The sequence below is a fragment of the Leisingera sp. ANG-Vp genome, from assembly GCF_000813725.1.
Classification (GTDB): Bacteria; Pseudomonadota; Alphaproteobacteria; order Rhodobacterales; family Rhodobacteraceae; genus Leisingera.
Genome location: NZ_JWLD01000002.1, coordinates 101,155 through 112,580 on the forward strand (window position 1 = coordinate 101,155; position 11,426 = coordinate 112,580).

General features: G+C 57.9%; 11 protein-coding genes, 1 tRNA gene and 1 pseudogene. 8 read left to right on the plus strand and 5 right to left on the minus strand.

The annotated features are described in order from the left end of the window. The first annotated feature begins 30 nt into the window (after positions 1-30). The 7 genes and pseudogenes from RA20_RS00645 to RA20_RS26360 all read left to right on the plus strand — a co-directional run bounded on the left by RA20_RS00645 (position 31) and on the right by RA20_RS26360 (position 4,221). Positions 31-567: a hypothetical protein gene (locus tag RA20_RS00645; RefSeq protein WP_152618398.1), complete on the plus strand. Its 537-nt coding sequence runs from the start codon at positions 31-33 to the stop codon at positions 565-567. A 206-nt stretch (positions 568-773) separates the two neighbouring features. After that, on the plus strand, positions 774-1,145 hold the full coding sequence (locus RA20_RS00650) for a terminase small subunit (RefSeq protein ID WP_082017872.1): 372 nt from the start codon (positions 774-776) through the stop codon (positions 1,143-1,145). Between the two features lie 31 nt (positions 1,146-1,176). Next, a complete protein-coding gene (locus RA20_RS00655) occupies positions 1,177-2,571 on the plus strand; it encodes a DUF4055 domain-containing protein (protein WP_152618399.1) in 1,395 nt (464 codons plus the stop codon). 42 nt (positions 2,572-2,613) lie between these two features. After that, complete coding sequence (locus tag RA20_RS00660; RefSeq protein ID WP_039123675.1) at positions 2,614-2,934, plus strand: hypothetical protein; 321 nt, start codon at positions 2,614-2,616, stop codon at positions 2,932-2,934. Continuing rightward, complete coding sequence (locus RA20_RS00665) at positions 2,931-3,218, plus strand: hypothetical protein (RefSeq protein WP_039123676.1); 288 nt, start codon at positions 2,931-2,933, stop codon at positions 3,216-3,218. Before RA20_RS00660 ends, RA20_RS00665 begins: the two co-directional genes overlap by 4 nt. Before the next feature lie 10 nt (positions 3,219-3,228). Further along, positions 3,229-3,435 carry a hypothetical protein gene (locus RA20_RS00670; protein ID WP_039123677.1) on the plus strand — a complete coding sequence of 69 codons (207 nt, stop codon included), beginning with the start codon at positions 3,229-3,231 and terminating at the stop codon, positions 3,433-3,435. A gap of 66 nt (positions 3,436-3,501) precedes the next feature. Next, a pseudogene (locus RA20_RS26360) lies at positions 3,502-4,221 on the plus strand (lysozyme). A 1,345-nt stretch (positions 4,222-5,566) separates the two neighbouring features. Here the strand turns inward: RA20_RS26360 and RA20_RS24490 are convergent. The 3 genes from RA20_RS24490 to RA20_RS00690 form a co-directional block, all read right to left on the minus strand. Beyond that, positions 5,567-6,307 (minus strand): MbnP family protein, encoded by a 741-nt coding sequence (locus tag RA20_RS24490; RefSeq protein WP_052248761.1) that lies wholly within the window; start codon positions 6,305-6,307, stop codon positions 5,567-5,569. Further along, entirely contained in the window at positions 6,307-7,290 is a 984-nt protein-coding gene (locus RA20_RS00685) for a cytochrome-c peroxidase (protein ID WP_241482185.1), read from the minus strand. Before RA20_RS00685 ends, RA20_RS24490 begins: the two co-directional genes overlap by 1 nt. Before the next feature lie 153 nt (positions 7,291-7,443). Beyond that, complete coding sequence (locus tag RA20_RS00690) at positions 7,444-8,751, minus strand: hypothetical protein (protein ID WP_039123679.1); 1,308 nt, start codon at positions 8,749-8,751, stop codon at positions 7,444-7,446. A gap of 645 nt (positions 8,752-9,396) precedes the next feature. Between RA20_RS00690 and RA20_RS24860 the strand changes: the two genes are divergently transcribed. Beyond that, positions 9,397-9,813, plus strand: a complete 417-nt coding sequence (locus RA20_RS24860; RefSeq protein WP_082017879.1) for a VOC family protein — start codon at positions 9,397-9,399, stop codon at positions 9,811-9,813. A gap of 532 nt (positions 9,814-10,345) precedes the next feature. Here RA20_RS24860 and RA20_RS00705 read toward each other — a convergent pair. Together RA20_RS00705 and RA20_RS00710 are read right to left on the minus strand one after the other, a co-directional pair. Beyond that, positions 10,346-10,422: transfer RNA gene (locus tag RA20_RS00705), tRNA-Arg, on the minus strand. Between the two features lie 168 nt (positions 10,423-10,590). Then, on the minus strand, positions 10,591-11,160 hold the full coding sequence (locus RA20_RS00710; RefSeq protein WP_039123681.1) for a YcbK family protein: 570 nt from the start codon (positions 11,158-11,160) through the stop codon (positions 10,591-10,593). Between the last annotated feature and the right edge of the window lie 266 nt (positions 11,161-11,426).

The following is an 11,426-nucleotide window of genomic DNA, read 5'->3' on the forward strand; positions in this document are numbered from 1 at the left end:
TTTTTTTGAACTGAACACCGGAGGTTCGACATGCCTAGGAATGTAGGGATTTCAAGTAGAGTAGTTGAGATCTGCGCATTGGTTACTTCTGTAGCCGCTGTGGCGGTCGCAGTTTCAACAGAGTTCTCTCAAAGAAGACACATGCGTTTATCGGTAACGCCGATACCAACAATCATCTCCACGCAGACGCGGGAAGAGTTCTCAATTGACGTTTTAAACCAGGGTGTTGGTCCGTTGATCGTGCAGGGGATCAGCTTTGTCGATAAGTATGGAAACAGAAGAGAGGCGGCAATTGTAGAGGCCGAATATCAAGCAATCGTAGGCAACATTGTTCTTCATGACTTGGAACCACCTTCCGCAATTGCAGCAGGGGAAAAGCGCTCTCTGATCAGGTTTCTACCGGCCGAAGGCAATGCCTCCGAGCAACTAACCAACCAAGCTCTCCGCGCAGATACGGACGAGCTTAAGGTGGTGGTGAAATACACAGATGTTTACGAGACAAGGTTTGAGAACTATGTCTACACTGTCGAAAAGCAGGATGGTGCGGACGTCTTTCCAGTGAATTAGTCAAGCTGTTTTGCCATTGTGCACTTTGGGCAGAGATTTTTACTCTGATTGAAGTAGTCGAATACTCTTATGGGAAAGGCAGAGCAGAGCTTGCACTAAGGCAATATCGTTCACTGGCAAGATGCCGGTTCATCAGTGAGCGAATTGCAAAAAGTGAACCTTTCGGGCTGTGTCCCGCCGTCCTCTAATAATTCAGGAAGTCGAACGTGGCGCTCACTGCAAAGCAGGAGCGTTTCGTTGCGGAATACCTCATCGACCTGAACGCTACACAGGCGGCCATCAGGGCAGGATACAGCGCCAAGACCGCGCATTCGGTCGGGCATGAGAACCTGAGAAAACCTGAAATCGCGAAAGCGATCCAAGAGGCCCAAGCGAAGCGTTCAGAGAAGACAGGAATTACTCAGGAGCGAGTGCTGCAGGAGCTGGCCCGCATCGGTTTCGCGGACATCCGCAAGGTTGTAGCGTGGGGCCGCAGCCCGATTGATGCGGAAGCGGAGGAAGCGGATCCGAACGGCTTGGGGGCGACCACCACCCGGACGCGGGCAGTTACTTCGTCTACCAGAAAATGCCGGTCGTGAAACTGGACTTCAAAGTGCAGGAGCTCAGGCTGTGACTGACACCGTTGCCCAACGCACAGGGGCTGTCAAAGCGATGGTCCAGGCGGCTGCCAAAGGCCGCGACCTCATGGGCGGCACGGATACCATGCGTTCGAAGGGCGAGAACTATCTGCCCAAGTTCCAGAGCGAGAGCGATGAGGCTTACAAGGCACACAAGAACAGCACTTTCCTGTTCAATGGCTACAAGAAGACCGTGCGGGACATGACTGGCAAAGTGTTCGACAAACCTGTGGAACTGACAGAAGGCGCGCCGGAGAAGCTCAAGACCTGGTGCGAAAATGCGGACATGCAGGGCCGCGATCTGAGCACATTCGCCAAGGATGTCTTCAAGAAGGGGTATGATGCCGGTATCAGCTACATCATGGTCGATGCCCCGCTCCGGGATGGCAAAGTCACACAGGTCCAGGCGGAGCGGCAAAATCTGCGGCCGTACCTGGTTCACCTGACAGTCGAGGATGTTCTGGGTTGGAAGACTGCGGTCATCGGCAACGTGAGCGTGCTTTCCCAGCTGCGGATCATGGAAACGGTTGAGAAAGACGATCCGGACGATGAGTTCAAGAGCGTCTCCTGGAAGCAGGTGCGGGTGCTGGATCGCGCGGCCGATGGCGTCACTGTCCGCCTTTTCCAGCAGAACGAGAAGCAAGAATGGGTGGAGGCTGAAAGATACAAAAGCGCCGCCAAGGAGATCACAGTCATTCCCTTCTATGCTGAGCGCACCGGCTTCTTTACTGGTGAACCCGTGCTGGAAGATCTGGCTGATGTGAACATCGCGCATTGGCAAAGCCAGAGCAATCAGCGGAACACCCTGCGCTCTGCCCGGGTTCCGATCCTGTTTGCCGCGGGCCGGGATGATGAGGCGCCGCTGGTCATCCGTGCCGGCAGCGCCACCACATCCCGAAACCCGAATGCAAAGCTTGAATGGGTTGAGCACAGCGGTGCGGCCATCGAGTCCGGGCGCCAGGATCTGAAAGACCTCGAGTTCCAGATGGAGGCCTTAGGCCTGCAGCTCCTCATTGCCCCGGGCGCAATCGGCCACCGGCGAGGCGCTGGACGCGGCCAAGGAAACCAGCCAGCTTTCCATGATGGCGGACAGCCTGAAAGACGCCCTGGAGCAGGCCATGGTCTGGATGGACTTCTACGGCGGGCTTGGCGAGCCTCACCCTGTCGCAGCAGAGCATCAACTACTGCAACGCCTCCTGGACATTCCCTGCGGCCTTCTCGGCCCCTGCTTGCGCCTTCTTTGTGCCGGACCGGGGCAACTGGAGCATCACGCCCGGTGCAAACGAGCTCGGCGCCAGCCTTGTTCGGCTGTCAGGTGCTGCATCGGTTGAGTTTGAGCAGTGGCGTGTTGAAGGCAAAACAGACTTTGGCGTGGGCGACACCATGACCGTCGACGCCTTTGCCATCGGCCTTTCATGAGGAGCGGGACATGAGGATCACTTTCTCTCCAATTGCCGTGCCAGAGGGCGGGCAGGAAACAATCGGATCCGTCAGCGTTGACGTGATTACTGTCGACGGCGTGGCCTATGACCTGTCTGGCGAGCCGGAGGGCGGTTACGCGGAGCCGGAGGGCGAACACCCCTTTGCCGGGCGCATTGCCCGCGTTGATGGCGAGCTGCGCGTTCCGTTGCAATGGCGGTACTCGCGGGCGACAGCAGAGCGTGCCCAGCCGAGGGAGAATCCGGTGGTTGTGGTGGCTGACGGGCCGATCCCGGATCCGATCCTGCGCAAGGCTGAGGAGGACGCATGAGCTTTTCCCTGAAGATCACAACGGCAGCCGACGTGGCCGCAACAGCGGCGGAAGATCTCGCGCTGTCCCGCAAGGCTGAATGCCGCCAGCGCATTCTGGCCGTGATCGATGAAACGGCGCAGCTCAACTTGCTGGCCGCTGCGGCGGCGTCAGCGCTCGACGATGCGCAGATGGCGACCTACCGCGCGGGCGTGGCCTGGATCAAGGCCATGCGCGAGGCGCAGGCAGACGGAAACTGGCCGGATGTGCCGCCCGGCGTGGCTGAACTGGCTGTAGCGTTCTGAGGGGTGATCCATGAATACCTTCCCCGAATGGATCACCCCTCTGATGCAGTGGATTGTGCTCCCGGTCCTTGGCTGGATGGGGCTGCTTCACAGCCGACAGTCCCAGAACGCAACTGATATCGCCGTTCTGAAGGCGAAGACAGACGTCCAGGCGCAGCAGTATGACCGCATCATGACTATGCTGGACGGCATCGAACAGGCCCTCCGCAAGGATTGATCACCCCTCAAATTGAACCACCTTGGCCCGCCTGCGGGCTCTCTAGACATGGAGAACAACATGAAGATGATCTCAAACTGGAAAGAAACTCTGTCCGGCGCATTGTCTGAGCGGCTGCTGGTTGTGGCAGCGGTTGTGTCCGTTTTGCCGGTGTTCATCTCCCTGGTGACGCCTGACATGCTTGGGCTTGATCCTCTGGTATTCGCGGCGATTGCGGCGGGGGTGAATCTGCTGGCGATTTTCGCGCGCATCCTGGTCCAGCCTGCCTCCGGCCTATGGCGGGTGTTCAGGGGCGATGAGAGCGGCGCGATCCGCAAACTGTACGTGGGCGTCATCGCAGGCAGCTCTATCGCCCTGGCTTCGGCCGTATCGTTCATCGGGCAATGGGAAGGCCTACGGACTGAGGCCTACCGCGATGTTGTGGGCGTCTGGACGGTTTGCTACGGAGAGACCAAGGGCGTGAAGCCAGGCGACAGCCACAGCAAGTAAGAGTGCGACAAGATGCTGGCTCAGGAGATTGCCAGCTATGAGGCACAGCTTGACCGGTGTCTGACCGCCGTTGTTCCGGTGGGAATGAAAATCGTCCTCGTTTCTTGGACCTACAACATCGGCCCGGGTGCCGCTTGCCGCTCGACACTGGTGCGCAAGGCCAATGCCGGGGATCTGATCGGCGTCTGCAACGAGCTGCCGCGCTGGAATAGGGCGGGGGGCAGGGTAATCCGCGGCCTGACTAACAGGCGGGTTTCAGAGCGCGCGATGTGCCTCGAAGCAATCGAGGCAGCATGAACGCCGGGCTTGTTCTCTGGCTGGTGGTCGGAACGCTTGCGATTTCGGGCACCACAGGTTGGCAGGGATATCGCTTGGGGAGCGCTGCCCGCGTGGCTGCGCACAACGCTTAGCGGCTGGCGATGATCGAGGCAGGACGGAAGCTGAATACTGAGCGGCGCAGAATTGCGCAGCTGAGGGCAGAATAGGCCCGCAGGCAAGAGGAGGCCGCCTATGCGGAACCTGTAATCGTGGAGCGCTGCCTTGGCGCTGGCCGGGTGCGGCGGCTTAACGCCATCCGTTGACGCGGTGGACCCGTGCGCCAAGCCCGCGCAAATCCCAGCAGGCTGGCTGAATGACCAGCAGATAGAAGTGCTTTGGGGGCGTGACCGCCGTGCCCTGCTGAACTGCGGTGATAAGGTGGAAACACTATCCGGCCGCGTGCGGAAGAAAGGATAAGCGATGCTCGGTCTTGGTCTCTCCCTGCCTCTTGCGTCCGGACGCCGACGCTTTGGATCCTCAGGCATAACAACGGTTGGAGTCGTCACTGACACGGCGGCCACAAGCCAGCTGAGCGGATCCGTGGCTTTGCCAGCAGGCACCCAAGCGGGCGATGTGGTCATGATCTGGTTTGCCTGCGACACGGGGCAGGGCGGCTGGGGTGTGACCGGCTTCTCGGAGATTGCCGTAACCGGCTCAGCCAACCCGCGCGGCGGGGTTCTTCTCGGACCTCTGAGCGGCGCGGTGTCATCCGTGGATTGGTCCACAGCGGAAAGCAACTCGGCGACAGCCATTATCTGCGGTGTGTACCGGGGCGTAGATACCTCCACGCCGCTGGACGTTCCTGTGGTCACAAGCGAAGGCGCGGCCTCGATGCCAATTGCGCCGGCCATCATTCCGGCGTTGTCGCGGTCGATGCTGTGGGGATTACGTCTATGGGCTGCAGCCAGACTGTGGACGTGCCGGCAACCATTCCCGCCGCTGCATTCGGCGGCACAGGGCAGGATGCGTGGGAGGCGATTTCCATCGCGCTGCGGCCAGCCTAGATGGTCGATCTGGAGCAAGCGAACAGAAAGCCCCGGTGGTTGCCGGGGCTTTTGTCGTTTCGGGGGCGTTCTTTGATGGATACCAGAGCCAATGGCTGTTCGGAGCCCAAAGCGGACCTTTGTCGCGTTGCGACCCTTCGCACACGCAGCATATTGCGAACAGTGCCCTGTGGGCGTTAAGGGTACGGCTATGCTCACTGGTGCCAGGTCGATATCACACTGAAAAAAATCACTTTTTCTAACCCTTCTCGCCCTTGTTTTGTGTTGCTGCCGGACTGCAACTCCAGTGACGAAGGCATTGAAGTTCCACTGCATTGAGATCAGTTTTCTTCGATGGAGAACATTCTGGAGTAGTTTTCCGCCAGTACTCTCGCGTCCTGACGGTCAAATTTCACCGACTGCAACTGCGCAAGGTTCAATACAGATGCGCTGTCAAACAGTTTCATGACGTCTACTTTGAAACTCACCTCACTCGTGCCGATAAGATCTTCTTCAATGGGCCGGGTGAACAGGAGGTCGCGCCGGTTTTCGCTAAAGCCCACATGGTAGACCAAAGGCTGGATGCTTTCGCCCATTTTCAGGCTGCCCTCAAACACAACGAACTTATAGCCGACTTCCCAGTTCCAGGCCATTTGGCTGTTCGGATCCAGGTCGCCGCGCGGTTCGATAGAGGAGTTCGCCGGTTCATCTATGCCGACCGAAAAGGAGAGGCTGGAGTAGGATTTCAACAGAACATTGTTCAGCTCTATCGAAGATTTATTGCTTTGGCTGCCGAACCGAACCAGATGGTAGCTGTCAGGTTCAAAATAGGTTCCATCTTCCCCCGAAAGCTGAATATTGCTGATATAGAAACGGAAGTTCTGCACTCTGAATTGCCCCGGTCCGCTTGGGTTTTCATACAGGAACTGATCAAAGACCAGATCCTTCCCATTGGCCTCAGCTGTAAAGACGAGCCGCAGCTGATTGTTGGGAGGGTCCGGTTTCCAGAAGGCATGCCAAGCAGTGAGCGCAAGCAGGACAACCAGCAAGATGTTGGTGAATTGCGGCTTCACGGCGGGCATCACTTCTCTCCTTCAAATGGATTGGAAAACCGGTCATCCGATAGAAACGTTTCGTCCGTCAGAGTGCGGAGAAAGGCTATGATCGCAGCCTTCTCATTGTCCGTCAGGCGCAATCCCACAAAGGAGCCAGGTGGTGAAGCGGCGTTGTCGGCTTCGAGAATGAGGGGGCTCAGCGTGTCGCTGACCACCACCCCGTCATTGTAGTGGTCCATCACGTCTTCAAGCGTCCGCAGGCGCCCGTCATGCATATAGGGGGCTGTCACGGCGATATTGCGCAGCGTTGGTACTTTGAAGAAACCCTTATGCGCCGGGTTGCCGGTGACTGCCATTAATCCGGCGGGCAAGTCTGCGTCTCTGTCCAGACCGTTGTTGGAGAAACCATCCAGACCGTCCCGGAACCCGGAAGTGAGGAACTGGCTGTGGCAGTCGATGCAATTGCCGCCGCGAAGCGAAGCCTTGGTGTCCGGGTGGGCCATGAAGAGCTTGCGGCCCAGTTCCTCTTGCTCGGACAGCTTCGCCTCGCCGCGAAGGAAGCGGTCATATTTGGAATCGGCGGAGATGAGCATTCGCATGAAAGTGGCCAGCGCACGCGCGATGTTCTCGGATGACACATCCCCATAGGCCTGCCGGAACATCCGCCGGTATTGGCGGGAGCCATTAAGTTCGCTGACCAGCCCCTCAAGATCCTGTGCCATTTCCCTCGGGTTTTGAATCGGAAGCAGAGCCTGCTGCTCTAGGCCGAGAGCTCTGCCGTCCCAGAAAAACCGTTCCTGCCCCCACAGCAGGTTCACCAGGCTCATACTGCTGAAGTCCAGGTCTTCAGCATCCAGCCCGGCAGCTTTGGGGAGGCCGTCTGTGAAAGCAAGCCGCTGGATGTGGCAGGTTGCACAAGACCGGTCGTTGCTGCCGGAAAGCACCGGATCGTAAAACAGTCGCCGCCCGAGGGCAAATGCCTCCTCGGTCAGCGGATTGTCCTGCGGCACTGAAAACCGCCCGAAAACAAACGGCGCCGAGAACCCCGCAACCGGCGTCGGATCTGGCGGAAGCGCCCTCACCGTGAAGAACGCTCCGCCTCCTATGGTAACCGCCGCCGCGACTGCCGCAATCCAGCGCTGGTCAGCCATCGCCGCACCGCCTCAGTGATGATGCACGAAACCGGATCCGAACAGCCCTTCAAGGTTGTCCACGCCCTTGTTGTACTTCTCTCGGAAGTTCACTGTGCCCAGGCGTTCGCCGGTGGCCAAATCATGCACAGTGATCGTATGGGCATTCACAGCCGCTATGAAGTCCACGTCAGTCGGATCATTGTCTGCCGCATTGCCGAGGTTCAGCAAGTTGTTCTGGATCGCAATCAGATCGCGGCCGGATTTCGATTTGAAGAAAATCATGTGATGCGCACCGGCTTCTGCCTGAATGTCCGGACCGGTGGACACCAGTTCAGGGAGTTTGGAGAGGTCATAGCGCTTCACCACACCAGGCAGGGCATGGCTGATGAAAAGCTCCGTTTCTGTGCCATAGAACTCCAGCGGCACAGCCGTGTTGTTTGCCACACCGCTGTAAAGAACTTCGGGGCTGCCAAAAGTTTTGGAGGCTTCGTCATAGGGGACCTTCCAGGTTTCAAACCCGAACATCGTATTCACCAGCACCGCTGGCTTAATGTTTTCATTCATCGTGGGCCGGGCGAACAGCACTTCCACGGGCGACGACGGGAAGCCGAGCGGTTTTTCGTTCTCCACCACGATATTCTGGATGGGTTCCAAGGAGTTGAGGTCAATGACGGTCAGCGCGTTTCCGACGCCGGTGGCAAGGTCAGGATGCACCGTCGAGGTGATGATCATCCGGTCCTGAAAGGCGGAGATGCCATGCGGGTACATTATATATGGCTGGTCCGCGCCCACCTGGCTTGGCCGCGCTTCGATGACTTTGACAACCGCATTGGATTGCGGATCAAACACCCCCAGCGTTCCGCCGTCATCACCACCGAGGCCTCCCATGAAAGTGACGAACATGTACTCCTTGCCATTTGAGGAATGCCACATGATGTCTTCGCCTACCATCTGGCCCTGAGTATCGAGACAGTCAAAACCCGTGACTTGCGGTGCTCCGGTGGCGTCCCGCTCCAATCCGATTTCCGCAAGGCTGCAAACCGGATCCAGGCCGGTCGCATAGAGCCGCCCGGCAGGGCTGTAGTACAGATGATGCAAAGGGTGAGTCATTTCCGGCTGCTCAACCTCGCTTAATAATTCCCCGAAGTTTGCCTGCTCCGGGTCAAGCTCGACAATTGCTATGCTGTGAGCCGTTTCCAGCGTCGGCAGCCCGCGCAGAAGCACAACGCCATGGCTTTCCTCGCGCACCTGCGCTTCGGTATGAGCCGGTGCGGTTGCAATCAGAGCGGCAGTAAGAAGTGCGGGCAAAGCGCCCTTTAACTCGTTATGAAGCATCATGGCAGTTACGTCCCTTTCAGAGCAAATGAACCCGCTCGAACTGGCCTCAACGCAACTTGTGCCAAATACTATCACATTAGGCCGCCGCTCCCAAACTATTGAGCGCCCACCTTACCGGTTGGCAGAGGGGTACATGGAAGAAAATTTTGCGGCCTGTCTATTTTCGGCGCCTTGGGCCAAAACCAGGTTGCTGATGGCGGTAAGTCGCTTGAGCCGGCTGCCTGATCTCGCCGCGGAAAGAGGCGGGTACGAGCCCTTAGTGCCTTCGTCGCCTAGCTTGTATGCTGCAGGCGCATATGACCGCTCTCTGCTCATAGCAGACATGTAAGGGTACCCAGGCTGCAGGTTCGGCGAACGACGGCTTTGTCCCGGTAGCTGCCGGTCTACGAGTGAGCGACCCACCGGGCATATGCACCGTTGTAGGCGATACAGTGGGCCGCTCTCTCCGTCCGCGAGAACGGAGTTTGGGCACCTTGCTGCGAGGCGCTTTCAATAAGGTGAAGATTGCCAGAAAGTTTGATCGTCGAGCGGCCCGCGGTGGAAGTGAAATGTTGGATGCAGGCCGCTCTATCCCACCTCGGAAGAATACGGGAATACGAAAATGTAGGGCGGCATGTGATGCTGTCCAGAAAAGGAGCACTCAGCATGATTGCCTACGTCACAGTCGGTGCAGATGACATAGCGCGCGAAGAACAGTTTTACTCAGCGTTTCTGCCTGCCCTGGGCTACGAGCTGAAGGAAGGGCCTGAAGGGCTGAGTTACACGTTACCCGTTGGCCCGGGGCGGTCCCCAGTTTCCTCTGATTACTACGTAAAACCAACCTTTGACGGGCGCCCGGCGTCAGCCGGCAACGGTTCGATGGTAGCATTTGAGGTGCGTAGTCAAAGGCAGGTTCGTGATCTTCATGCCGATGCGCTTTCCGCAGGCGGTTCCGACGAAGGCCAGCCGGGCTTTCGTGTGGACTATGGGCCTCATTTCTATGTTGGCTACCTTCGCGATCCGCAAGGCAACAAGATCGCGCTTTTCTCCAGCGATCCCAACGAACCTGGGCGCGACGGATAAGCCGCTACGCACCCCCATAAAAAGAGTGAGAAAGCTCCGCGGGGATCCTCGGGAACAGTCCAGGGCCAACCGCTCATTGCAGAGGTGCCAGTTCGCGCAGTGCTCTAGCCATATCGAGATAGCCGACATAGCCGTACTCCGCGTGCATGTTCTCGTACCAGACCGCCCAAGGCTCGCGGCGTTCTTCCTGGAAAACGTCGAACCATGACCCCTTGCGAATACTCACTTGGCCGTCGGGTAGCCTTTCAACTTTAATGGCGTTCCTGCTTAAAGCTCGCTCCAGATTGGGGTTTTCGTTGCCCAATAACCCAGAACGAATAGGGGGTGAACATAGAAAGTTGAGAAGCGTGTGGAGAGCCGTTTGCTCAATAGTTTTTGGAATGGGGCATGTGTTTGGTTTTAGGTGCCGGCGTGCCCCGGAATCGAACCGGTGCCCATGGATTTGCAGGCCATTGTGTTTGAGGAGCACTTGTATCAGTTGCGCGTAACAGAAATCTGTCAGAATGGTCGTTCGCTAAGTGATTGATTTTTATGGCGCACCCATGAGGATTCGAACCTCAGACCTCTGCCTTCGGAGGGCAGCGCTCTATCCAGCTGAGCTATGGGTGCGTCGTTAGCCGGGGTATACCCGCGCTTTGCTACCTCTGCAACGGGAAAAACCGCCTGTTTCCAAATTCATGACATGGGCCGGAACCATCCGCCCGGAAGTCTCTGCCTTAAAATGCAAAAGCCTGCAGCGGAACCTGCAGGCTTGCATTCTTGCAAAATGTCTCTGGCTTAGCCGCGCCAGCTACGGACAACGCCGCAATCCATATGCACAAAGTTGGAGCGGTAGTATTTGCCGACACCACCGGCACGGCAGGCCTCTGCGGCCTTGGCCATCTGCGAAACCGAACGGGACGACAGCCGCAGATCGGCGGCCTGGCCGCGCATATGGAGGGAGTTCTTCGCCACCCCGCGCGAGCGGTTGCGCAGCATTGCGTTGGTCTGGGGGCTGCGGTAGCCGGACAGCAGCATGTAGGGTTCGTTCACGTCCAGCAGGTTGTGGGAGGCCGCCATGATATCAATGGTGCGCAGGTCCATGTCTTTGACCTGATCAGTGCGCCAGTCCCGCATGAAGTGGTTTACTTCCCGGACAGCGTCTTTGATGTACTGGCCGTCGATCCAATAGACCATATCCAAACGCTCGCCGGTGCGGCCCGAGTACATGCGGATGCGCCGGATGTCGCCGCCGCCGCGCAAGAAACCTGCTGCATTGGAGAAGGTCGGTGCCGCTGCCACTGCGGTTGCAGCAAATACACCCAAAAGAGAACGCCGGGAGATCCCCGTGCCCGCGGTTTCTGCCATTTTCACTGCGCCGTCCCGTACGCTTTATTTCGTCCTGCCTAGTTGCCCGATGTTACAGGCCCGCTAACTTCTTAGTTAACGTGCGGCTTGTATGGCACACCCTGAATCGTGTTCCAACAATTCTTTGCCGCGGCAGTATGGATAGGACGGATTTCGGCAATTTCTTGCGCAAAAGGGGAGGCTGATCCAACTTTTCCCCGCGACTGTTGCAGGTGAGTCTCATAGACGCGGCGCTGGTGCATCAATGTTAACATTTCGCGATTGTG

Bases quoted from the DNA above. Each gene is read 5' to 3' on its own strand.
- RA20_RS00710 (WP_039123681.1), bottom strand. From the start codon at position 11,160: ATGGCAGAAACCGCGGGCACGGGGATCTCCCGGCGTTCTCTTTTGGGT.
- RA20_RS00665 (WP_039123676.1), top strand. From the start codon at position 2,931: ATGAGCTTTTCCCTGAAGATCACAACGGCAGCCGACGTGGCCGCAACA.
- RA20_RS00690 (WP_039123679.1), bottom strand. From the start codon at position 8,751: ATGATGCTTCATAACGAGTTAAAGGGCGCTTTGCCCGCACTTCTTACT.
- RA20_RS00645 (WP_152618398.1), top strand. From the start codon at position 31: ATGCCTAGGAATGTAGGGATTTCAAGTAGAGTAGTTGAGATCTGCGCA.
- RA20_RS24860 (WP_082017879.1), top strand. From the start codon at position 9,397: ATGATTGCCTACGTCACAGTCGGTGCAGATGACATAGCGCGCGAAGAA.
- RA20_RS00670 (WP_039123677.1), top strand. From the start codon at position 3,229: ATGAATACCTTCCCCGAATGGATCACCCCTCTGATGCAGTGGATTGTG.
- RA20_RS00660 (WP_039123675.1), top strand. From the start codon at position 2,614: ATGAGGATCACTTTCTCTCCAATTGCCGTGCCAGAGGGCGGGCAGGAA.
- RA20_RS24490 (WP_052248761.1), bottom strand. From the start codon at position 6,307: ATGCCCGCCGTGAAGCCGCAATTCACCAACATCTTGCTGGTTGTCCTG.